The sequence below is a fragment of the Candidatus Zixiibacteriota bacterium genome (assembly GCA_036480375.1).
Taxonomy (GTDB): domain Bacteria; phylum Zixibacteria; class MSB-5A5; order GN15; family JAAZOE01; genus JAZGGI01.
The window spans coordinates 12,535-36,491 of the sequence record JAZGGI010000034.1 but is presented as its reverse complement, the minus strand read 5'-3'; the positions used below and the strand labels follow the sequence as shown (position 1 = coordinate 36,491).

The following is a 23,957-nucleotide window of genomic DNA, read 5'->3' as shown; positions in this document are numbered from 1 at the left end:
AATCAATATTTGGCTCTTAGATAACCATTCAATCGAGATGTCGAAAGGACTTGATATTGGTGAGAGATTAATTTAATTTGCGGGCCGGATAATTGTAGATTATAAAAAGGGCTATTAGCGGCAGGAAAACAGAATGAATAATAATAACACCAATGATCACTATAAAAAACCCATGCTGTCGGTTGGATATGTGTCGAGAGCGAAGGCGACGGTAGAAACTTATCAGGAACTGGGATTTAATAGCGGTCTTGAGATACATCAGCAATTGATGACGGTGAAAAAATTATTTTGCCGGTGTCCGGCGGGATTATATCAAAATGGTGATGATTACGACGCCGAACTGATCCGACATATGCGTCCGACCCTGAGTGAATTGGGCGAATACGACGGCACGGCGTTGATGGAATTCAAAACTCGCAAGAATATTATCTATCGTATCAAGGATGAATCGGCTTGTACGTATGATATCGACGATACCCCGCCGTTCGCTATTGACAGGGAAGCCCTGGATAAAGCTATTGGCATCGCTTTACTTCTTGGTACCAATATTGTTGGGGAGTTACATATTACGCGTAAACAATACCTGGACGGATCAATTCCTACCGGATTTCAACGAACGGCAATTATCGGTATCGAAGGCGAGATTCCTCTTGGTGAAAAGAATATTCGTATTATTCAGCTGAGTCTGGAAGAGGATTCGTGCCGCGAGGTATTGGACGAAGGACATTGGCGGACATTCACGACCGATCGATTGGGGATACCGCTTATCGAAACCGTTACGGCGCCGGATATGAAAACACCCGATGAAGTAGCGCAGGCCGCTCATTATTTGCGGTATTTAGCCCGAAGCACCAACAATGTGCGCACCGGTATCGGAGCCGCTCGAGAAGACGTAAACGTCAGCGTGCGCGGCGGTACAAGGGTGGAGATTAAAGGCGTGGCTCATATTAAATGGATACCTGAGCTAACTCATAACGAAGCTTTTCGACAAAAAGCGCTTTTGATAATTAAAGATAAGCTTGCATCCTTAAAAATCGCGTCGGATGACTGGAAAATGTCGTTCGTTGATTTAATCCAAAACAATATCGTACCGTTAAAAGGTGTTTTGAATGACATCAGAAAAAAGAATTTACAGATAATCGGAATCAACCTCCCTGGATTTAAAGGCTTATTGTCGTTTTTCACTCAACCGGGGAAAAAGTTCGCGAATGAATTGAGCGATCGTTTGAAAGTAATCGCCTGCATCGAAAAGCCAAATATGATTCATTCGGAAGAGATTCCGGAATTATCCGGAAATGAAACGGTAAATAAAGCGGTGTGGGATAAATTGGCAAGTCATCTTGGGGCTGATGATAAGGACGCCCAGTTAATCCTTTGGGGTGACTCGGATGATATCAAAATGGCAATCGAGACTATCGAGGAGAGATGCCGTTTGGCTTTTAATGGAGTGCCCAATGAAACGAGAAAGGCATTAGCTGACGGTACGACTATTTTCGAACGAGTTTTGCCCGGTCCGGACAGGATGTACCCCGATACCGATTCTGCTCCGATACCTATAGAAGATGAGCATATTGAGAGAATTAAAAAGGATTTACCGGTTTCGGTTCGAGATAGGGTAAGGCAGTTGCGGGAATGGGATGTACCGGCAGATACATACGGTTATTTATTGCGAAGAAATCTCGTATGGCTGATTGAAAAGATTATTAAAGATTTTAATCTTCCACCCAGATATGTCGGAACCCTGTTCGGTCATACATTTCGGGGCGTTGAACGTAAAATCACACCATCGGCGGATTTTAATGATTACGCCATTTACGGCATGTTTAAGTTTATTAATTCTCAGGGATTAAATGTTGAAATCGCCGAAGTGATGCTCCCGGGATTATATGCTCATCCCAAGATGGTTTTCGATTCTATCTTAAACGTTATTGGTTATAAAATGTGCGAACGGGATTCTATTGTCAGCCTGATTCCGAATCTGATTAAAAAATTCGACTCTATAAAACGCAATAATTCAACGCGGGCGAAGCATGACTGGGTAATGGGGCATTTAAGAAAGATGGCTATAGGAAATGTAGCCCTCAAAGAAATCGCGATTGCGGTAGAAAAGGAGTGCGCGAAATGAGTGATATATTCAAAGGATACAAAGGCGCGGCTCTGGAGGCATTGAAAAAATTCAATATGCGAGTTTGGGGAGAGGCTACGATTGAGACTACTCGGGGAAATTTTTCGGGAATAATATTGCCCCGGGCGGAAAATGATGATGATCGGCATATCGTTTTGAAACTGGCGACCGGATATAATGTCGGGATTTCGGTAGATACAATAAAAACCATGCGGGAGACGGGATACAAGGAAGCTCATTATAAAATTCCGGAAAAGGAATTTCCGTATAGCGAAGGCAAGCCAAAAGTAAAGCTTTTCGGAACCGGCGGGACGATTGCGTCGAGGCTTGATTATCGGACCGGGGCGGTGATTCCGGCCTTTTCTCCGGGCGAATTGTACGGAGCCGTTCCGGAGCTGGCTGATATTTGTAATTTGAGCACCGAGAAGTTATTTGCCGTATTCAGCGAAAATATGGGATCCAGGCAGTATATCGCTCTGGCCAAAGCCATCGGTAAAGAGATTGAAAACGGCATTGACGGAATTGTTGTCGGTCACGGCACCGATACCATGCATCATACTGCGGCGGCCCTGTCATATATGGTACAAAATTCACCGGTCCCGATTGTTTTGGTGGGTTCTCAACGCTCATCCGACCGGCCGTCTTCGGATGCCGCTTTGAATTTAATGCACGCCGCCAAAACCGCCGGAGAATCGGATATTGCCGAGGTGGTCGTTAGTATGTTCGGACCAACTTCGGATCAATACGGACTATTGCATCGAGGAACGCGCGTTCGGAAAATGCATTCATCTTATCGTTCTACATTCAGAACGATTGGCGATATTCCTATCGCAACAGTCGATCGCGATAAAATAACACCTATTCGCAATGATTATAATCGCAGAAGAAAAGACAGAAATGTTAACGTCATGCCGGTTTTTGAAGAGCGCGTAACGATGGTTTATTATTATCCCAACATGCATCCCGATATAATTGATTCCCTGGTGGATAACGGTTATAAGGGGATCGTTATTGCCGGGACCGGATTAGGGCATGTCAATAAGCCGGTTTATCCGGCAATTGAGCGGGCTACCAAAGCCGGCGTCGCGATTTATATGACAGTGCAGACGCTGTGGGGTTATGTCCATATGTTCGTTTATGACACCGGACGCGACCTGATGAGTAAGGGAATAATTCCTACCGAAAATATGCTTCCTGAAGTAGCGTATATCAAACTTGGCTGGGCCATGGGGCAAACCGATGATCTGGAAGAAGTTAAAAAAATCATGTTATCGCCTATTTGCGGAGATATCACCGAGCGGGAACCTTATGACGGTTATTTAATATACCAGGGTGGTACCCCGGAAATACGAGATTTTTTGAAGTCGAATATTCGTTAGTGAAATTTATTCGGCCTGAGAAAAACTACTTAAATCTTAATGACACGCCGGTCGTTATTGAATAATCATTGAAATCGTAAAGGAGTTTATTCGAGTTATTATTGGAATGTTCAATATTGAATACCGGTTCGATTAAATATTCATGGTTTAATTTGACCGGTAACTGAACGCTAAAAAAGAAACGATTGACGATATCCTCTCGATGTTTGTCTTCGGTTCGTACTTCCCAATAGGTTCGATCATCACCCTGTTCGTTGTAACGATTGGAAGTAGTCAGGAATTGTTTATTCCAATAGCCGTAACCGGTGTTTATAATTAGTCTGCGTATCGCAAACGATTTAATATTAACCAACACGCTTTGACCTTCCCAGACGGTAGCCCAGGGAGATAAGTATCCGGTTGAAATATCCCACAGGAATCCGCCCCGGTAATTTTGGAAATTCTGAGCAGTGTAAGTTATACTTACGCCGTTTTTCTTGCCGAGCGAACGGGATAGGCGAGGCGAAAAATACAACAACCACAGGTTGTCTTTGGTATCCGGTATGTCTTTTATCCACATATCATCATAGGGAATAGGCTCGGGCAAATCGGGTCGGGATAACGGCCATCCGTCTCCTGTTAAATTGGCGTCTTTAAAAGAATAATTGGTCCGTCCGAACCCCGCCTCAAAATCAAAACTGGTTTGTCCCGGAAGAATAGCGTTCAATCCCAGAATAAAATCAAGATCACGCTTGTAATCGCTGTCGGTATTGATATAAACGGTGGAGCGATAAGATATTCCGCCTCGAATATAGAGGCGGGGATTGAGCTGATAGCCTGCGATTAATACTGCCCCGCCAAAATTATTATCGACTCCACTAAAATCATTATGATATTTTCGTCCGTTTATGTTGGCGTTAAGGTAAAGGGAAAATCGTGATTTTTCAGATAGGGGAATGTATGTGACGTTAATTCTGCCAAAAATATTACTCAGACCAATTGTTTCCCGGTAATAAGTTTGCCTTCCCGAAATAGATACTTTCAGTGAGGGAAGAGGAATATATTCAACTGTCGCGGAAGTTATTGAAAAAGCATCGTAGGTCGTACTGCTGTCCTGAAGCAGATTACTGCTTGATTTGGTACTGGCGGAAAAATCGAACGAAATTCGCGCCTGAACAGCCAGAGGAAAAAAAACAAAAATCGAAAGCAGAGCGGGGAGAATTGATGCTAAATACCGCATACGCCTCCCGCGCAGCCGCTGGCAATGTTACCCAGTCCAATACCGTTACCGACTCCGAATCCCTGACCGGATGTGAATCCTACTCGATGACTGGAATGGCACAGGACATGAAATTCGCGGGCGCCAAAAGCTTCACGATTATTTAAGTACAAATCAATGGAGGCATTATTATTTAGGGATTGATTTAATGATTGGCCAAGAATGCTCGGGGCAATTTTGTTTTCAGAGCTCTTCCTTTCAAAATCATCCGGGATGCCGTTTCCGTCATTGTCTCGGATATTATCGTTTATTCCATCACCGTCAAAATCGACATAATCCATATAAAGCGTTTCCACTGTATCTTCGGCATATATCGGGATTCCCATTTGAATTAGGCCAGTTACCATGATAACTATCAAAAACGACTTCATTAAAACATCCCGCGTCAATAATTCATTTTTGCTTCGTTAACGTATCCAATGCCTGCGGTTTTGGCAATACCTGTTCCAAAAAGAATCAGGGATTGGCTCGACACCAATCCCTGAATAGAAAAACAGATTTTTTTTATAAACAATGAGGCGGGTCGCCTTGTCTGAATATATGATTTATCAAAAAGACCGCGTCTCCCACATTAACACTATTATCGCAATTCGTGTCGGCCCTTCCCTCGGGATCGCTGGGAGGACCGCCTTTGAAGACATGATTGATTATATAAACAACGTCTCCAACGCTCACGCCGTCATCACTGTTGGCGTCACCACGATTGTAAACGGTTATTTGTTGATTCGGCGACCAATAACTCTCGGCATCCATTTCATCTTTAGCTTTGATACGATAATTATAACTCCCGGCCATATTCCAGGCGTGAGCCCCGTTCGCCTGTTGACCCGATGCTACCGGCCCCGTCCAATCGGAAACGTTGCCGTCGCCCCAGTCAAACTTATACCAAAGATCCTGCCCGTCAGGATCGGATGTCTGGGCTGCTATATCATAAGTTCCGTAAGTAATTCCGATGTCCGGTCCGGTTATATCCATCGGTCTTTCCGGTGTCTGGTTAATGAACTGGTTGTTGGTAACGGAGACAATTATTTCAAGATTCGATTCCCCAAGCCACTCAAGACTGACCGAAAGATCGATGTCATTAACTTCTCGCTGACCGGCTGTGTTAATATCAGATTGCATTGCTGACTGGCTTGTCCCGACAACAAAATCATGCCCCCCGTCAAAGAAAATAGTCGGTGTCCAATAAAGATTATACAGACCATTCATGTAATTGCTGGCGGCACTGTTCTTGTTCACGACGAAAGCTACGTGATAGATATAATATCCAGCGGATTCTATATTCTGTAACGCTGCACGAGCGTAGGGGCAGGTCGGTCACGTGGTGGCCGTACCCTCTTCGACAAGGACGGAGTGTGAATAGCTGCCACTTGGTCCATCTGTTCCTGTTTGACCGGGATAGGCGCCCGTAACGGCATCGGCGTAAAAGGCGTTAAACGGGCCATAGCCAGTTTGAGGATCAGAATTTTTGAAAACGCCGCTATCATTAAATACAGCGGCCACGACCTTAATATTGGCATAAAATATATCGCCATATCCGCGTAAGGCTCCGTTCCACACAATGGTATCCGTAAGACTGCTTTGATACGGCATTGATATCGTATCAAAAATGGCAAAACCGAGAAATCCATAATTATATGATGTGTAATTGTAGTCTCTCCAGCGCGAAATCGGTTCAACTATATAAACTCGAAGAGTACCTTCATAATCTGCGCTGAGTGATTTTTTTGACGGCGAATCTTTGGCAATAAGCACTTCTGTTGATTTATCCCTGGTTTCGTTGTAAGAAACTTCTGAGGCATACCGGGAGTCATCGGCAATCACGCCTCCACAGACAAGAAAAAATGAGAACATCGCGATAATGAATGTTCTTGCCATGATTTAATCTCCGAAAAGTATTTGCTCAATTTCTATTACGGCCCTTAATTTGGGCCGGCCTGATCTCTTTTTATGCGGATAATATACTATTTTAGTTCTCTTTAGCAAGATAAAAATATTCTTCAATCGGGCATATCTACGAGGGGAATAAGAGCTTACGATATTTCTCTCAATAGGGATACATTATATAAAATAAGAGTGAAATCGCGCCGAGAATCCACATGCCCGGTTTGATATCGCGGAATTTCCCGGCGAGAATCTTCACGAGCGGATAGGCCACAAATCCAGCCGTAATACCGATTCCAAGGTTAAAAGTGAAGCTCATGAGCGCAATTACACAAAAAGCCGGGATGAGTTCGCTAAGATCATTTACCGGAAGTCTCGTAACCGGAGTGAGCATTAAGAGTCCGACAAATATTAAAGCCGCTCCATAGGCGCAGGGTGGAATTGCGGTGAATAGGGGAGCGAAAAACAATGCCGATAAAAACAGCATGGCCGTGATTACCGATGCGAATCCCGAACGGCCTCCGGCTTCGATTCCGCTGGCCGACTCAAGAAACGTGCCGGTCGTGGTAGTTCCCAGTAATGAACCGGTAACGGTAGCCAGTGAATCGCATATCATCGGTTTTTCAATTTCCGGCAGATTTCCTTTCTCATCGAGAAGATTCGATTTATACGCCAAGCCCAACAATGTTCCGGTAGTGTCAACGAAATCCATCACGACTATAGTCAGGATTACTGAAAAGAATCCCCATTGTAAAGCCCCGGTAATGTCAAGTTTCAGGAATATCGGTTCAAGGCTGGGGGGCATGCTTATCCAGGTATCCGGGAGTTCGGCAATATCCAGGCTAAAAGCGGCGACCGACACAAGAATAATGCCTATCAGCATCGCACCGGGTATTCTGTGCAGGGATAAAAAGCCGATTAATAGAAACGCGATAATGGCCAGAAGAATCGATATCGTGGATAAATCACCAACATGAACCGGTGCGCCCTGAACGCCCAAAGTCACGATACCGGTTTGGTTAAGGCCTATGAAAGTGAGGAAAAGCCCAATTCCCACCGCAAAAGAGATTTTTAATGAATTGGGAATAGAGCGAGCTAACCAGCCTCTAATTCCAAGGATACTTAACAAAGTGAAGATAACGCCGCCAATAAATACGGCCCCGAGGGCGGTCTGCCAACTATAACCGAGAATGTTTACGACGGTAATGGCGATAAAGGCGTTTTCACCCATATAGGGAGCGATCGCAAACGGCCGCCGTGCATAGACGCCCATCGCCAGAGTTCCCAGACATGCGCTGAGGATCGTAGCCACCATTGAGGGGCCAAAAGGGATACCGGCTGCCTCGAGAATTTTGGGATTAACGATAATAATATAGGCCATTGTAATAAATGTCGTTGCCCCGCCGATGATTTCATTTTTGTAATTGGTTTCGAGCTCATCGAATTTGAAGTATGATTTTATAAAATCCATTTGATATCCCCGCTATCACTATCAATAATTAAAATAGATATGAGCTCTATATCAAGCATTAAAAAAGGTCGGTATGGCCGACCCTTAAGTATTGCTTTAACTAATGCGCCTATAACGTTACCGGCATTCCCATTGCCGGCCACACGAATCTCACAAAAAGAGCTATGACAATCATTAGTAAGATGCTGGCCGGGATACCATAGTTGAAAAATTCTCCGCTGGTAAATTGCTTGCTTTCATAGGCGATTGCGTTAGGTGCGGCTCCAACGAGAAGTAAGAAAGGCATTCCGGCCGCTACCAGGGAAGCGAATAGGACGACTTCCGGGGCGACGCCGAGATAAGGCGCCACGGTCAGGGCGACCGGCATGGTAATAGCGATGGCGGCGACGTTCATGATTAGATTTGTCATTATCAATACAAAGAACGCTATGCCTATGACAAAAGCGAACCATCCCAAGTCCTGAAGGATAACGAGCCATTGAATAGCGAGCCATTCGGCGGCTCCGGTTTGCCACAGACAAAAACCGATACTCATAGCTCCGCCAAACAGCAGCACGATATTCCAGGGGATTTCTTCAAGATCATCAATAGTTAATATTTTGAAGAGGAAAAAGAGGGCCGTGGATGTCAGGATAATGGCGCTTTTGTCAACATTTTCAAGTCCGGGTATAAATTTCCGAACGCTGATAGTAAGAATTGTCAGTCCCACGATCACCAGTGTTAGTTTCTCGGTACGGGTAATTTTGCCCAAGTGCTTATTTAGATTCACGGCTCGTTCCCGAAGGCCGGGGATAGTTTTTTGTTCCGGTTTCAGGAATATCATAAAAAATCCCCATAGCAGAAAGACCATGAGAGCGCCGATGGGAAGCATATAATATGTTAACTGGAAAAAGGTAATTTCGTAGCCGGTAATATCGCGAAAAAATCCGATGGCCACCGCTCCACGGGCGGCGCCCAACAGGGTGATGATACTTCCCGCGCCAGCGACAAAAGCCATGCCCATGAATAGGCCTTTGCCGAATTTGGTAGGTCGGTTACTATCGTCGTATAGAGCGTAAATAGCCATCAACAGCGGATAGATGGCGGCGGCGACGGCAGTATGGGCCATGATTAAAGTCAGAGCGGCCGTCATAACAAAAGTGCCCAGGTATATCATGCTCGTTTTTTCACCAACTACCAATAGCATTTTGTAGGCCATCCTCTTGGTCAGGCCGGATCGCGTAAAGGCCATCCCTATAACCACCGAACCGATGATAAACCAAACCGACGGGTCCATAAAATCTTTAAAGGCGACTTTGGCGGATCTTATCAAAAAGATTGCCTGAACAACCCCGATCACGATACTGGTAATACCGATAGGTATGACTTCGAAAACCCACCAGGTGGCGGCGAGCAAAAACAAACCCAAAGCGGCTTTGCCTTCACGAGACAAAACGAATTGTTCTCCCTGGGGACTGACGGCATTGGGCCAGTCGGGTGACATATATATTGCGGTAAAGAGAATTATTCCCAGAGCGATAAAAGCAAGGCGCCGGTAATCTATTCGGCGAGCAACACCGACGACGTGAATGTCTGGCGGCGCTTCGGGCAGGCCTGCGCCCAGGGGCGCTCTTCCTTTTGGTTTCAACTCGTCATTCATGGCAGCTCCTGCGAGATTACGTTATTGAACGTTCGGTGCCTCTACAACAAAATATTCGCAATTTCGTGAAATACATCAACGCTGCGGACAACACCAACCACATTGGAATCTTTGAGAACCGGTAACATCGTCATTTCGTGACTGACCATTTTGTAAATTACTTTGGCCAGGTGATCCTCGAAATGAACGGTCGCCACTATCGGCTGCATCACTTCGCTGACCTGCTGCTCAGCTTGTTCCTGCATGGCTTTGGCCACTTTGCCGGTAGATAAATCGACCAGGTCGGGATCGATTGCGACGTCAAATAATTGGCCCCGTTTAGGGGCGGCCATAGTTCTCAAAAATTTCGGTTCCAGACCGCGAAAGATATCTCTCCGACGGACAATTCCGAGTAATTGATATTTTTCGTCAAATACCAGCAGGGCCCGCGGAAGAGATGTGCGGTCTTTGTGAGTCAATTCGGATTTCTCCAGTTCCGCAACCGCCTGCCTGAGTGTGAACCAGTAGGGAATATGGGGGTAATTTTCAAGGGGAATCATAATTTCCCCGGCGCGTTTAGATATCATTGCGCACTCCTGTTTTTAAGTTCTCTCAGTATATAAAGAAGCGTAAGAAAACAATCCGCTCGGGTGATACGGGTTTTACTTTTGTTGTCCCACATAAAAAAGCTTTCTCCCATTAAGCGACCAATATAGCAAGTCGTATGATGCAGGTCAACAAAGATTGGAGGGTGGTTTTTGGCAGAATAATTAAATTTCTTTTGGGCAGAGGTTGCTTTTAGATAAATTTTATTTATGTTGTAACTATTTGAAGACGGGAGTTATTTCGGGGAGGTTTAATTTGCGAGTGAATTCGAGCGGGGGCTCTGGCAGAATAACATTTTCATTGTTAATCTTATGGGGAATTATTTTTGCGCTATCCATTGATACTATTGCTGACGAAAGTGAAGAAGACTCACTGGCGATTAATCAGTTAACAAAAGATATTTCATCTCTTCCGGTACGTACACTGGAGGATATTCTCCTTTTGCAGAACGGAGTTGTTGGCGTTCCTTCCACAGGATTGAATCGGGATGAACTTCATATTCGAGGGGCGCGGCATACTCATTTCGGGTATTATTTGAATGGCGTACCGGTTCGCAATGAGCTTTTGGGGGACCTTACCGCGACAATAAGTCCGCATGTGATCGGTTCAATGAGTCTGATGACGGGAGGAATATCGGCTGAATACGGCAACGTCAACGCCGGATTTGTCAGCATCGAATCTCCTATGGGCGGGGAGACTATAGGCGGCATGGTCGAATCAATGTCAGATAATTTGGGCGGAGGAGGATATGACCGCAACTGGTACACGGTTAGTTTGAACGGACCTCTTACAAAATCAAAAAATGTCAGGTTCTGGGGACTTATCGAACGGCGGTTTATGGCTGACCGCAGTCCTTCGGTGATGACCGAAAAATTCTCGCCGAGCGGAGATAAGCGTTTGCCCAATAATTGGCAGAATGGCTGGTCATATCATGGCCGCATTGATTATTTCCCGACATCGGATATTCACGTTACCGCGACTGCGGATATAATGCAGGATGAGTGGCAGGAATACCGGCCTGAGTTTTTGCTCCAACCTCAGCATACTCCCCGATACGAAGATGACAATAAGAGTTATTCGATAAAACTGTCGCATTGCCTGAATGAATCGACGGAATATTCGGTGCAGGGATATCGTTTTGTCAGCGAACGGTTTTGCGGCGATGGTGTGATATATGATGATTATGCGTCATATTATAGAACGTTAGATTTTATGCTGAACGATACGCTGCGATCTGTAGAATTGGCCAATCCTTATGCCGACATTTTTCTTCTTTTCAGGGAGGGCGATACAATATTCGTCGGTGAATTGTATCCCGATTATTCTGGTACTCCGGTAGATACATTGCTGGGATTTTTCCCCTCTTACTGGGAAGACTTTCTGCGCCATAAAACCACTCATACTGGGCTAAAAGGTTCCTTTGAACGGCATATGAATTCCTGGAATACAGCTAAGATTGGGTTTGAATATAATCGCTACTCGGTCCGGTATTTTAATAATTTAAATGCTACGCAAGATCAGGAATCAATATCAACTATGCATAGAATTAATCGCTACGGGTATGATGTTTATGGCAATGAAATTAATGAATTGAGTTATGTCAACGAAATGAAGAAACCTCTAAATCTAGCGCTATACATTGAAAATAAAATCATAATAAAAAACTTCTATGCCAACCTAGGGATTCGAACGGATTATTATGATTATAATTCGTACTCAATGCTAGATCCCGAAAGGCCCTTTGACCCAAGTGGCACCGACTATCATTTGTTGGACGAAGATGATTTTTATAAAACAAAAAGCGTAACAAAGATATCGCCTCGATTTATGATAGGATATTCCATATCTGAGAAATTGCATCCACGGTTCTATTATGCCATTCGGTATCAGCGACCGGAATATGGTAATTTATATTTGGGATTGGATTTTTTGTGGCGGAGAGTATTAGCGGGTTCATATTATCCATTTGTAAATCCAAATTTAAAATCGTGGAAGATTACTGAACGAGGGTTGGAGATTACATATTATATCAGACCCGAAATTATGGTAAAGTGTTTGGGATATTGGAATAGGTTTTTTAATGAAATTGCATATTTGCATCAAGCGCCAGCTGTACCCAATGTCTATGATTTTGTATCCAATACTGACAATTCAATTCATGCTACTTCAAAAGGAATTGATTTCTCTGCTTCTATAAAGGTGTCGTGGGGTTTTCGTATAAATATTGGCTATTCATATAGTAAATTGGAAGGGCCAAAATCTTTTGCCAAATTGACAGAAAATGTTGCTTGGAAAAATCCCGCGTCTACACCAATCCAAACAATTCTTCTTGATTATGATTCACGGCATAATTTAAATGCAATTATAAGCCTAAAAACCCATAATAATGAAGGTTTAAAAATTGGAAACTCACAGCCGTTTGAGAATTCTCAATTGACTGTAGCCATTCAGTACAATAGCGGGACTCCTTATACACCAATGTTACCGTACGATGCGGTGGGATTCACTAACATATGGATTCAACCAACCGATCAAATGAACTCTGAGAATAAACCCAGTCAATATTATATTGACATGAAACTGGAAAAAACATTCAAACTCTGGGATATTGAGATGACGCCGTTTGTGCTTGTGAAAAATCTCTTCAGTCGGGAAAACATCGTTCATGTCTATAGCGGAACCGGTGAGCCGAATAATACCGGGTATTTATCAACCGATGAGGGAATAGAACGGGCCGAAATAGACTGGATAATTGACTCATCTACGGGGCTTACTTATGGTGAAGAATTCGTTTATCGTTATAATCTGAAACAAAGAAATCCTTTAAATTACGGTCAGCCAAGGATTATATATTTTGGATTGAGAACTTCGTTTTAGATAATAACTCAAATAGAAAATCAAAATAAAAAATACTAAACCGGGTGATATTTGTTGAATATCGCCCCATTTTTTTTAGTATATCTACTAATCAAATCGCCGGAAAGAAACAAATTAGTAGCCTCGGCGTAAAGTACTTTGAGCGGGCGAGTATTTATTGATATAAAATTGAAAGTTGATGCGGAGGATGAATTCTATGATAAAGGTTGAACGGGTATCGAGATCATTCGGGGAATTGAAAGCGGTCGATGAATTATCTTTTGAAGTTTCAAAAGGTGAGATATTCGCCCTTCTGGGTCCCAACGGAGCCGGGAAAACGACGACGATTAAGATGATTCTGAGCATGCTTAAGCCCGATGCCGGCGAAATTATATTCGACGGCGAAAAGATTTCGGCGGAAGATAATTCTTACAAGGCTAAAATTGGATACGTTCCGGAAAGCTGCGCCCTATATGAAAATCTGACAGGTTACGAATATCTCGAATTTATCGGCAATCTGCATCACCTCCCGGAAGAAGAAATTCATCAAAAAGCTGACAGGCTTTTGGAAGCTCTTGATCTGGGGGAGTCATCCCATAAATTAATTCGCGAATATTCGAAGGGGATGAAGCAAAAAATCTTAATTATTTCGGCGATGCTTCATGATCCGGATGTGATTATTCTCGATGAACCTTTTTCGGGACTCGATGCCAACGCTGTTTCAATATTCAAAGAAATTCTCCGCCATCAAGCCAGGCAAGGAAAGGCCCTGATATTTTGCTCGCATATACTTGAGGTTGTGGAGCGTCTGGTTGATAGAATTTTAATTGTCAAGGACGGCAAAGAGTTGGCCGCGGGAACGCCGGAAGAGATAATCAAGCAAACGGGGCATGAAAGCCTCGACCGAGCCTTCAACGTGTTAACGGGGATAAAAGATATTGATAGCCGAGCCAAAGACATTATGAACATCATATCCAATTCCAACGACAACCATGCAAAATAACAGTCCGACATCGCGAAAATTAAATAAGCATCAATTCTGGGTTTTGTTCAAAACGGGATTGAAGCTTGATTGGCGTGGGGCAAGTAATCCTTTTGTCGGTTACGGCACGGGAAAGCAAAACAAAAGCGTTCCGGGTATGCTGGTCGTTTTAGGTTTAACCGGTTTGATGTCCTTGTTTATGGGTATTGTATTTTTGCGGACGCCTGATTATTTTTCGGGATTGGTTATTTCCGCCTCGGGGATGATGTTTCTGATCGGCCTTCAGATACTTATGGATTTTGGTAATATCGTTGTCGCTCCCGATGATTACAATATCATCGCTCCTAAGCCGGTTAACTCAAAAACATTTTATTATAGCAAACTATGCCATTTGGTGGCATACATCACAATGCTGTCTCTGGCGGCGTCGATTATACCGGCCATATTTGCTTTTTTAAGGTTTGGAATCTGGTGGCATGTGATCGTCCTGATTTTAAATTTTTGGCTTTCGGTCTTCTTCATGTCGATTTTAATGATGATTGCTTATACTCTGGTTTTGAAATTTGTGGATCGGCGCCGTCTCGAACGGATGCTGGGATATATGCAAACGGTAATGGTGCTTTTCGTATCGCTGTCGTGGATCACGATGATGACGAACATGAGCGGAAATGAAGAGTTCCGTCATTTGGATATTCTTGGATTTATGCAGGGAAATATAAAATATTTTCCTTCTTACTGGTTCGCCGCACCGGTTATTATGCTCATCGATGGATGGTCAATAGGCAATTTTCTCTGGAGCCTACCCGGATATGGAATGCTCCTGGTTCTTACACCGATAGCTCTTTCTTATTTATCAATAACCTACGCCGAATCGATTGGCCGCGCTGAATGGACTAAATCTGTAGAGGAACCAAAAGCAAGAAGAAAATCACGAGTCGGCTGGCTGAGAAAAGTATTGACCCATGAAGATTTGGCGATCCTGTCCCTTACCCGGGCTAATTATAAGCATGATATAAAATTCCGGCTGGGAATCCTGTCGGCCGTCTGGATTCCAATAATTTATCTGCTTTTGGGGTTAGTGTTGCATGGAGGGGAAACGTCGGACCTATTTGCCGTGGATAAGAACAGAGCCAACATGCTGCATATACTGTTTACCCTGGCCATGGGACTATTGCCCTTTTTGATTGGTTCGGCAATAGTGGGTTCCAAAGACTGGCAGGCTTCGTGGGTATTTTTTTCAATTCCGGTTGATCGGATGAAACTCGTTAATTCAGTTTCTCATTTGGTTATGCTGGTTTCGATTTTACCGCTGGCTATATTGGAATATGCGATTTACATAATATTGATTGGGAATCCCTTTCATGCTTTTCTGCATACTATCAATCTGGTTGCATACGGATTATGCGCTTTGGCCTTTCTCAATCTAATAGTCGTAGAGCTTCCCTTTTCGTCGAAACCCGCTTCAGGAGGTTTGATAGGTTCCGTTATGGGACCGTTTATGATTTGGCTTATCGGTTCAACCGTTCCATTAATAATCTTTATCAGAGTAGGTTACGCCAATTATTTAAACTGGTTCTTTATATTGATTGGTTTAATGGTCTTACGACAAATTCTGGTTTATTTAAGAAGCCGCAGAGTTAGAAAGAAAATATTGGCATGGCAGTTTTTGGGCTAAGAAGTAGTCTAACTAATTAAGAGACTGATTGAATGTCGAAACAATTTTTAGACAGACATCAACTGAAAGCAATGCTGCGAGTATCTTTGAAACTCGATTGGCGGGGCGGGACCAATCCGTTTAATGCCATTCGTAAATCAAAGAAAAAAAGAAAAATCCCCGGCATGGTGTACCTGTTAATCGTCAATGGTTTTATATCACTATATTTGGGATTATTGGTTGTTTCCATTCCTGATTTCTTCAGCAGCCTGGTATTGGCTTCAACGGGAGTGATGATATTTATTTCGCTTCAGGTGTTACTGGAATTTAGCAATATTATTATTTCACCGACCGATCATGCCGTACTGGCGCCACATCCGGTAAACTCCAAAACGTTTTTTACGGCAAAACTGACGCATCTTTTGATATACGTTACGATGTTATCTCTGACGGTATCAGTGATTCCGACCATATTCGCGGCTTTCCGGCATGGAATTTTTCCCGAAGTGCCGGTGATATTGATTCAGTTCTGGACCTGTACCGTATTTTCCGCCTTGGTGATGATGAATTTATATACCTGGATCATAAAGATAGTGCATAAAAAGAAACTTGAGCGTTGGATAGGTTATTTTCATATGATCATGCTTTTAAGCGTGTATTTGGGCATGAATATTATCCCACGAATGGTTAAAAAATTTGAAGCCGGTTTTGATATCAATACAATTCCGTGGATAAAGTTTTTGCCGTCTTTTTGGTTCGCGGGCCTGTATAAGATAATTTTTCAGAATTGGGATTGGAATTTGTTCGGACTGGGAATTCTGGCAGTGATTCTTACTCTGATTATAGCGAAGTTCGCCTTTTCTTATTTATCACTAACCTATGCCGAATCATTATCCGACAGTAGATGGGAATCGACCGATGCTTCTTCGGGAAAAAAAATTGGAATATTGGGGAAATATATATTGCGAGTATCTCATTTTGAAGATAAAGCCTTACTTAAATTGACCCGTGCAAATTTCAAGCATGACGTTCAATTCCGGATGGGGATTTTAGGATTTCTCCCTTTGATAATTTTTTATATGATCCTGAGTTATATCATTGCCGGAACGAACGTCAAGGATCCTTTTAATCCTCTCCCGGAAACCCAGGGCATGACAACCGCTTTATTTTGCTTTGTGGCAGTTATCGCGCCGGGCATGATTTTATCGATTTTTACGGTTTCGAAAGAATGGCGGGCGTCGTGGATATTTTTTAGCACTCCACTTGATCGTTTACGCCTGATTTTATCCATGGGGCGTATCGCGGCGACGATTACGATTATCCCGGTCGCGATAATTATGCTTATTCTGTACACAATTATGTTGGGGAATTTATTGCATGCCTTACTGATGACGATTGCATTGACATTGATTTCACTCACGAGTCTTTCAATGTCACAGGTATTCAGCATCAAGCCGCCTTTTGCCAGCGAAAGCGCGGTCGGTAGCGAAATGGGTAAGTTTATGCAATCGTTATTGACCAGCCTTTTGATTTTTGGCGGGCCCATTGCCTGGATATCAATAAAGGGATTTGAAGAATATTGGCATTGGGGGGTATTGGTCGGTTGCTTTGCGGTTATCAACTGGCTGATATCCCATGGTCGGAATCGTCGTATCAGAAAGTTCTATACCGAGTGGGAATTTATAGATTGATAAGTTTTTGTCACTTCTCGAATTGGAAACTAATTTCTGTCATTCCCTTGCCAAAGCTGAAAATAATTCGTATTTAACAACAATAAATTCTCACAAAATCGCACACTTGTTCAAATGGAGGTGTAATGAGGCAATTAAAGTTTATGAGCGTAATTGCGATGTTTTGCCTTTGTCTCCCTGGAAGTATTTTGTCGGCGGCTGAAGAGTACGCATATCGTGCCCCGGAGGCTGTCAGTGCTGAACTTCAGAAAATCGCCAGGGATAATAAGGATGTGGCTGAATTGCACAATCTGGCCGTGACACCAGGGGGCCGAGATTTTCTATTATTGGAATTAAATGCGGACAAGAAAACAAAACCGGCAATTTTGGTAGTCGCGAATATGGAAGCGAATTATCCGATCGCAACCGAGGCGGCCGTCAAATTGAGCGAGTTACTGGTTGGGGATTGGAAAGAAGAACTAAACGCTCATGCCTGGTATATAGTGGCAATGGGTAATCCCGACGGTTATGCCAGTTTCTTTGACAATCCTCGTTATACCAATTTCCAGAATGCCAAACCATTTAACGATGATAAGGATGATGCGACTAACGAGGACGGCCCCGAGGATTTGAATGGTGATGGATTTATTACGAAAATGCGCCAGAAACATCCGGAGGGCAGATGGATTCCGGTTTCGAGCAATCCGCTGTTCATGAAGAAAGCAAAGGGGGAAAAGGGTGAAATCGGCATGTACCGTTTATTTCCTGAAGGTTTGGATAATGACAAAGACGGTAAAATAAATGAGGATGGGCCGGGAGGCGTCAACCCGGGGCATAATTTCCCGCATAAATTCCAACATTATACCAAGACCGACGGTTTTTTCGCAGCCTCCGAAGCCGAGACGCGCGCAATACTGAGATTCGCTTTTGATCATCCTGAAATAGCGATGGTAATTGTCCTGGGTCGAAGCAACACACTTCATGCCGTTCCGGTCAGTTCCAATCGGACTGAAGCTGCCGGAGGGAAGCATAAATTGCCGGGATGGATGGCTCGCCGAGTGGGGGTCGATCCGGAACAAAAATACGAAATGGCTGAAATAGTCGAGATGGCAAAGTCGGCTTTTGGAGATGATGATATGACCGAGGATGATGTCGTGCGGTTTCTTGGTTTGGGAGCGGCGGTTAATCCCAATAAAAACGATATTCCATATTGGAAAGAGATTACTAAGAAGTATGAAGATTTTCTCAAAGAGGCTGAGCTTGACGCCAAGAGTTTGGATAAGCCAAAGTTCTCCAATGGTAGCGTCGAAGAATGGGCTTATTACCAGTATGGGGTGCCGACGTTCTGTATGGATTTCTGGACTTTGCTTAAACCCGAAAAGAAAAAGGATGAGGCCGACAGCGGCGCGATAACTCCCGATGATATCGAAGAGATGTCGAATGAGGAATTTATCGAGTTGGGCGAAGAGAAGATATCGGAAATTCTTGAGAAAGCAGGCGCTCCGGATCAATATTCGGCTGAAAGAATCATCAAGGGATTGGAAAGCGGCCGGATGGATACCAAACGAATGGCTAAAATGCTTAGCCGGATGAAAAAGGATGATGATGATGATGACGGCGGTTCCGATACTGAAGAAGCTCTTTATGCTCTTAATCCAGACGCTTTTGTTGCCTGGACCGAATATGACCATCCGACGCTGGGTAAAGTGGAAATAGGGGGAATGATTCCTTATTCGACCGTTCTACCTCCGGCTGACAAGGTAGATGAGCTTATTGCCAGGCAACTGCCTTTCTTACGAAAATTGGCGTCGATGACACCTTCGATTAAGATTGAAAAGGTGGATATCGAAAAATTGTCATCCGAGGTTTGGAAAGTTGAGGCATGGGTCGTCAATAACGGTTTTTTGCCTTATCCAACCTATCAAGGCAAACGCTGCGGCCGCCCGATTCCGGTGGTGGTTACTATCAATAATAAAGATATTGAATTGCTGCAGGGGAAAGCTCGCACCGGATTGGATATAATGGCCGGTTCTGGCGGTTATGAAAAGGTAAGGTGGGTTATCAAGGCGCCCGGCGGAAAGAGTATTGCATTGAAAGCATCGGGACCCAGCCTCGGCGAAGATTCCCGGTCGATAACCCTGAAAGGAGGCGCCCAATGATTTCGAAATTATTGAGGATATTACTTATATGCGGCGCTGTTTCTCTCTTGGCCTCCGCGGGAATAGCCGGAAAGGTCGATTTATCTTTTGATCATTATAATGACGCGGCAGGGATTTATGATGCCCTAAAGCAGCTAAATAAGGCCTACCCTGATTTTACCGAGCTGCGCTCGATAGGCAAAAGTGAAGAAGGGCGCGATATATGGCTGTTTACAATTAACAATTCCAAAACCGGTAATGATCTGGAAAAACCGGCCGTGTATGTTGACGGCGCTATTCACGGGAATGAAATACAGGCTACAGAAGTATGCTTATACCTCGCCTGGTATCTACTTGATTCTTACGGTTCTAATGAAGTCATCACGGAACTGGTCGACTCCAGAGTCTTTTATATCGTTCCCATTGTCAATGTGGATAATCGCGAACGGCTGATGTCTCAACATAAGAATTATGGTATTGGCCGAAGCGCTATCGTACCCTACGACGATGATCGCGATGGGCTGGCGGATGAGGATGATTATGACGATCTCGACGGTGACGGTGAAATTCTCCGGATGCGGATTCGCGATCCCCAGGGGAATTGGAAAACACATCCCGATGATCCCCGAGTTATGGTGCGTATTAAGCCCGGGGAAAAGGGCGAATGGCGCCGGCTTGGCCGGGAAGGAATCGATAATGATGGCGATGGACGCATCAATGAGGACACGCCCGGATATCTTGATATGAATCGCAATTATGGCTTCAAATGGCAGCCGCCGTATGTTCAGGGCGGCGCCGGTGATTTTCCCATGTCGGCCAAACCAAATGAAGCTATCACAAATTTTATTTTGACCAGACCAAATATCTGTTTTGACTTTGCCTTTCATAACTCCGGCGGGATGTGGGTACGCGGTCCCGGTTCCAAACTGGCGGGGATGTATTCGCCGCGCGACGTTGCCGTTTATGATTATCTGGGAGGAGAAGGCGAGAAAATTGTTCCCGGGTATCGTTATATCATAGGTAGTGTGGATATGTATACAACCCATGGTGATTTTGATGAATTTATGTATTCGGGATTTGGTATCTTTGGTTTTGTGGGCGAACTTTATATGGGCGGCGAACAAATGACATATCGCCCAATTGAAGTGCAAAAAGAAACTCCGGATTACTGGGGTAGTACTTACGAGACGAATCGGGATCGGGAGAAATTACTTTTCAGCGACCGGGTTTATCAGGGGAATTTATTTAAGGAATGGAAGAAATTCGATCATCCGCAATTTGGTGAAATTGAAATCGGTGGTTGGAGAACTTATGCCAGTCGTATCACGCCGCCTTTTCAATTATTGGAACAGGCGCATAGAAATGCGGCTATGGTTATTTTCACGGCTCAGAATACACCTGAAATTTCGCTTGAATTGATTGACGTTAAGGATTTAGGTGATGGCTTGAAGCGTGTGCGAGTGGCCGTCAATAATGCCAAGGCCATTCCGACTTTGTCGAATAAGGCAATGAGAAGCAATCTGGCTCGCAAGGATATTTTCAAGATAGAGGGTCGGGGTGTTGAAATCGTAGCCGGCGGATTCGTTTCCGACTTACTTTACGATCGAGTCAATTATGTCGATCATCGTCCCTGGATACTGTTTTCCAATGTTCCGTCGTTTGGCACTCGGAATATTGAATGGATTGTCAAGGGCAACGGGAAAATTACGGTGACATTTGACGCCGTAAAGGCCAGGAATCAAACTCTGAATATTGATTTGTAAAATAGAATAATTTCAGGAAAAGGCGGATTAGTACCCGCCTTTTTTTATTTTTCAGTCGCTAAAGATGCAGCTGATATACCTGCCAAATATCCGGTGGAGAAGGCGGCCTGCAAATTATAGCCGCCGGTTTCTCCGTCAAGATCGAGAATCTCACCGCAAAAATACAAATTACTTATTATTCGCGATTTCATTGTTAGCGGATTAATTTCTTTGAGAGCAATTCCACCAGCTGTTACAATCGCTTCATCGTAGGATTTGTGACCGGAAACCTTGAGGCGAAAATCTTTCAGAAGTGTTCTTAATCGTTTTCTCTCTTCGACCGTTATTTGTTGAATTGTCTTATCGGAATCGATATTTGTCAATTCACAAAATGGGGAGATGAGTTTTTGAGGCAGTAACCCCTTAAGCATATTCTGGAAGTGTTTTTTACTGCCTTGCTTAATATCACGTAATAGACGATTGTCTAATTTCTTTTCATCAAGAGCCGGCTTAAGGTCGATTGATATTTCAATCTCTTTTTTATCCCGCAGAGCATCAACAATATATTTACTCAATGATAGAATTATCGGGCCGGACACGCCGTAATGCGTAAAAATCATTTCTCCGAATTTTGAATATTTTTTTCGGCCGTCAATATAAACCGAAACGGATATGTTTTTTAAACTCAGGCCCTGCAAACGCGCGGCCGTATTGCCTTTAGTTTCGATAGGCACGAGAGCGGGACGAAGCGGAACGATTGTATGTCCGGCCGACGCGGCGAAGTCATACCCATCGCCGGTAGAGCCTGTTGCCGGATAAGATTTGCCGCCGGTGGCCACTATTATAGCGTCGGCAAGCATATCTGTCTTACCGGAAACACCAATGGCACGATGGCCCTTAATAATAATTTCGTTTATGGGATATTTCTTTTTTATTACGGCGCCTTTAGATTTTACCCATTCGGTCAGGGCGTCAACAACTTGTCGGGCGTCATTTCCGGCGGGGAAGACTCGGCCACCTCTTTCGGTTTGAACGACAACGTTTAATTCGGTCAGGAGTTTTATCAGATCATAAGAAAAAAAACGGGCGAAAGCCTGACGCAGAAATTTCCCGTTTTTTCCAAAATGTGAAATGAAATCAGGTATATCGGCGATATTGGTCAGGTTGCATCGGCCTTTACCGGTAATGCGAAGCTTACGCCCCGGGCGATGCATTTTTTCCAGCACGACAACATCCGCGCCAGACGAGGCCGCGGTTCCAGCGGCCAATAGACCCGATGCCCCGGCACCGATAATAATAATTTTTCGACGATCCATATATCAGGGAGCGATCAGGTTTTTGAAATCCAGGTTGTCTCTTAGCGCGTCAAGATCGCCGTCCACGACCATCTGCTTTTTCAATTTGGGATTTTGCTCCAGCGCGGTCTTCAAAGCCTTCAAGGCCCCTTCGGTATCTCCTGCGGCAAGTCGAATAACGGCCAAATCATAAAATACTTCGGCATAGGCCGGATCATATTTTGCGGCTCTTTCCATCGGGGGGAGGGCATCGTCAAATCTCTTTTCTGAAAACGCGGTCCAGGCGACATTCCAGTCATAATTCATTTCCGCCATTTGCAGGAGGCGCCCCAATTCTTTAAACGGTTCCGGATGATCGTCAACCCTGATGTCAATGGCGTTGTCAATATATCCGCCGTACCCGGCGCCTTCTTTGGCGATGTACATCGCCGCCGATTGTTTGCCCCGGGAATCCCCGCCGGCTTCATTACCGGCAACCAATGCGGCATACATGCGGGAGGCCAGGGTTCCTGCGGTTTCCAAAAATGCTTTTTCCATGTCCAAAACGACATCCTCGCCGGTAAGAATGTTGCCCTGAACGGCATAGTTAAGGCCATTTCTTCCCCCAGCCCAGAAAAGACAATTTTCCCCGGTGTAGGTAGCTGATTTGCCATCGGGGGATACGATTCCGACCTGACGCTGGGTCGGATTATCATCATCTTTAAGCAGGATTTCCATGGTCTGATTCGGAGTGAACCCCAATCCCAGCAATTCCAGTCCTTTGTATCCGAACGAGGTGTTAGCGTAAGATTGCGTGGCGACCGCTCCGATGTTGGCTTTGGCCCAGGGTACGACGCTGCCGACAGCAAAGAATTTAGATGCCACGGCGACGCCGATTTCGCCGGTGGCGGGATCACAGGCGACTATGGAAAAAGTTGAAACCGATTGAGGCAATTCTATCGCGTTCCTGCTCTCTTCGGCCAGAATAAGACCATTGAATATGATTGCCAAAAACAAGGCGCATAAAATATATATTACTGTTGTTTTGATTTTTTGAGCTCCATTTATCATGATAACCTCCAATCATAATTAATATCTTTTTTCACTATTGTCCGGTTAAAATAGCGATAATTGTGATACGGGTCAATAACAGATAGTAACACATGGTTATCCAGATTTGGATCAGAACAGCATTGGGGGGTGTTCCTAAAAATGATTTGATTTTCAGGTTTTGCTTGATCCATTTGAAGAACAATTCTATCGGCCATCGCGATTTATAAATATCAGCATGACGTTTCGT

General features: G+C 44.2%; 17 protein-coding genes and 1 pseudogene. 8 read left to right on the top strand and 10 right to left on the bottom strand.

The genetic code is table 11. The features are described from left to right. Positions 1-133 precede the first annotated feature (133 nt). The gene (gene gatE / locus V3V99_10935) at positions 134-2,125 is read left to right on the top strand and encodes a Glu-tRNA(Gln) amidotransferase subunit GatE (GenBank protein ID MEE9443166.1); all 1,992 of its coding nucleotides are present in this window, start codon (positions 134-136) and stop codon (positions 2,123-2,125) included. Continuing rightward, positions 2,122-3,504 (top strand): Glu-tRNA(Gln) amidotransferase subunit GatD, encoded by a 1,383-nt coding sequence (gatD, locus tag V3V99_10930; protein MEE9443165.1) that lies wholly within the window; start codon positions 2,122-2,124, stop codon positions 3,502-3,504. The genes gatE and gatD overlap by 4 nt, the downstream gene beginning before the upstream one ends. Positions 3,505-3,529: 25 nt before the next feature. Here gatD and V3V99_10925 read toward each other — a convergent pair whose 3' ends face one another. From V3V99_10925 to V3V99_10895, 7 genes are all read right to left on the bottom strand, one after another. After that, positions 3,530-4,723 carry a hypothetical protein gene (locus tag V3V99_10925; protein MEE9443164.1) on the bottom strand — a complete coding sequence of 398 codons (1,194 nt, stop codon included), beginning with the start codon at positions 4,721-4,723 and terminating at the stop codon, positions 3,530-3,532. Beyond that, positions 4,711-5,133, bottom strand: a complete 423-nt coding sequence (locus tag V3V99_10920) for a hypothetical protein (GenBank protein MEE9443163.1) — start codon at positions 5,131-5,133, stop codon at positions 4,711-4,713. The genes V3V99_10925 and V3V99_10920 overlap by 13 nt, the downstream gene beginning before the upstream one ends. A gap of 133 nt (positions 5,134-5,266) precedes the next feature. After that, complete coding sequence (locus V3V99_10915) at positions 5,267-6,001, bottom strand: dockerin type I domain-containing protein (protein MEE9443162.1); 735 nt, start codon at positions 5,999-6,001, stop codon at positions 5,267-5,269. A 78-nt stretch (positions 6,002-6,079) separates the two neighbouring features. After that, the gene (locus V3V99_10910; GenBank protein MEE9443161.1) at positions 6,080-6,640 is read right to left on the bottom strand and encodes a hypothetical protein; all 561 of its coding nucleotides are present in this window, start codon (positions 6,638-6,640) and stop codon (positions 6,080-6,082) included. A gap of 169 nt (positions 6,641-6,809) precedes the next feature. Next, positions 6,810-8,117: an NCS2 family permease gene (locus V3V99_10905; protein MEE9443160.1), complete on the bottom strand. Its 1,308-nt coding sequence runs from the start codon at positions 8,115-8,117 to the stop codon at positions 6,810-6,812. A gap of 109 nt (positions 8,118-8,226) precedes the next feature. After that, a complete protein-coding gene (locus V3V99_10900; GenBank protein ID MEE9443159.1) occupies positions 8,227-9,756 on the bottom strand; it encodes an SLC13 family permease in 1,530 nt (509 codons plus the stop codon). 41 nt (positions 9,757-9,797) lie between these two features. Beyond that, on the bottom strand, positions 9,798-10,322 hold the full coding sequence (locus tag V3V99_10895; GenBank protein MEE9443158.1) for a CBS domain-containing protein: 525 nt from the start codon (positions 10,320-10,322) through the stop codon (positions 9,798-9,800). Between the two features lie 280 nt (positions 10,323-10,602). On the opposite strand from V3V99_10895, the gene V3V99_10890 reads away from it, so the two are divergent. The 6 genes from V3V99_10890 (at position 10,603) to V3V99_10865 (ending at position 21,404) form a co-directional block, all read left to right on the top strand. After that, entirely contained in the window at positions 10,603-13,218 is a 2,616-nt protein-coding gene (locus V3V99_10890; protein ID MEE9443157.1) for a TonB-dependent receptor plug domain-containing protein, read from the top strand. 196 nt (positions 13,219-13,414) lie between these two features. Beyond that, positions 13,415-14,200, top strand: a complete 786-nt coding sequence (locus tag V3V99_10885; protein ID MEE9443156.1) for an ABC transporter ATP-binding protein — start codon at positions 13,415-13,417, stop codon at positions 14,198-14,200. Beyond that, positions 14,190-15,854: a hypothetical protein gene (locus V3V99_10880; GenBank protein MEE9443155.1), complete on the top strand. Its 1,665-nt coding sequence runs from the start codon at positions 14,190-14,192 to the stop codon at positions 15,852-15,854. The genes V3V99_10885 and V3V99_10880 overlap by 11 nt, the downstream gene beginning before the upstream one ends. A 32-nt stretch (positions 15,855-15,886) precedes the next feature. Next, positions 15,887-17,524 carry a hypothetical protein gene (locus V3V99_10875; protein MEE9443154.1) on the top strand — a complete coding sequence of 546 codons (1,638 nt, stop codon included), beginning with the start codon at positions 15,887-15,889 and terminating at the stop codon, positions 17,522-17,524. Between the two features lie 125 nt (positions 17,525-17,649). Further along, a complete protein-coding gene (locus tag V3V99_10870; protein ID MEE9443153.1) occupies positions 17,650-19,662 on the top strand; it encodes a M14 family zinc carboxypeptidase in 2,013 nt (670 codons plus the stop codon). Further along, entirely contained in the window at positions 19,659-21,404 is a 1,746-nt protein-coding gene (locus V3V99_10865; GenBank protein ID MEE9443152.1) for a M14 family metallopeptidase, read from the top strand. Before V3V99_10870 ends, V3V99_10865 begins: the two co-directional genes overlap by 4 nt. A 44-nt stretch (positions 21,405-21,448) precedes the next feature. On the opposite strand, the gene V3V99_10860 is transcribed toward V3V99_10865, so the two are convergent. The 3 genes and pseudogenes from V3V99_10860 to V3V99_10850 form a co-directional block, all read right to left on the bottom strand. Next, on the bottom strand, positions 21,449-22,699 hold the full coding sequence (locus V3V99_10860; GenBank protein ID MEE9443151.1) for an NAD(P)/FAD-dependent oxidoreductase: 1,251 nt from the start codon (positions 22,697-22,699) through the stop codon (positions 21,449-21,451). A gap of 3 nt (positions 22,700-22,702) precedes the next feature. Then, complete coding sequence (locus V3V99_10855; protein MEE9443150.1) at positions 22,703-23,728, bottom strand: DUF1028 domain-containing protein; 1,026 nt, start codon at positions 23,726-23,728, stop codon at positions 22,703-22,705. 73 nt (positions 23,729-23,801) lie between these two features. After that, positions 23,802-23,945 (bottom strand): annotated as a pseudogene (locus V3V99_10850) (transposase). Positions 23,946-23,957: the final 12 nt, after the last annotated feature.

Coding starts and splice junctions, on each gene's coding strand:
- gatE (MEE9443166.1), top strand. CDS start 134: ATGAATAATAATAACACCAATGATCACTATAAAAAACCCATGCTGTCG.
- gatD (MEE9443165.1), top strand. CDS start 2,122: ATGAGTGATATATTCAAAGGATACAAAGGCGCGGCTCTGGAGGCATTG.
- V3V99_10925 (MEE9443164.1), bottom strand. CDS start 4,723: ATGCGGTATTTAGCATCAATTCTCCCCGCTCTGCTTTCGATTTTTGTT.
- V3V99_10920 (MEE9443163.1), bottom strand. CDS start 5,133: ATGAAGTCGTTTTTGATAGTTATCATGGTAACTGGCCTAATTCAAATG.
- V3V99_10910 (MEE9443161.1), bottom strand. CDS start 6,640: ATGGCAAGAACATTCATTATCGCGATGTTCTCATTTTTTCTTGTCTGT.
- V3V99_10905 (MEE9443160.1), bottom strand. CDS start 8,117: ATGGATTTTATAAAATCATACTTCAAATTCGATGAGCTCGAAACCAAT.
- V3V99_10900 (MEE9443159.1), bottom strand. CDS start 9,756: ATGAATGACGAGTTGAAACCAAAAGGAAGAGCGCCCCTGGGCGCAGGC.
- V3V99_10895 (MEE9443158.1), bottom strand. CDS start 10,322: ATGATATCTAAACGCGCCGGGGAAATTATGATTCCCCTTGAAAATTAC.
- V3V99_10885 (MEE9443156.1), top strand. CDS start 13,415: ATGATAAAGGTTGAACGGGTATCGAGATCATTCGGGGAATTGAAAGCG.
- V3V99_10880 (MEE9443155.1), top strand. CDS start 14,190: ATGCAAAATAACAGTCCGACATCGCGAAAATTAAATAAGCATCAATTC.
- V3V99_10875 (MEE9443154.1), top strand. CDS start 15,887: ATGTCGAAACAATTTTTAGACAGACATCAACTGAAAGCAATGCTGCGA.
- V3V99_10870 (MEE9443153.1), top strand. CDS start 17,650: ATGAGGCAATTAAAGTTTATGAGCGTAATTGCGATGTTTTGCCTTTGT.
- V3V99_10865 (MEE9443152.1), top strand. CDS start 19,659: ATGATTTCGAAATTATTGAGGATATTACTTATATGCGGCGCTGTTTCT.
- V3V99_10860 (MEE9443151.1), bottom strand. CDS start 22,699: ATGGATCGTCGAAAAATTATTATTATCGGTGCCGGGGCATCGGGTCTA.
- V3V99_10855 (MEE9443150.1), bottom strand. CDS start 23,728: ATGATAAATGGAGCTCAAAAAATCAAAACAACAGTAATATATATTTTA.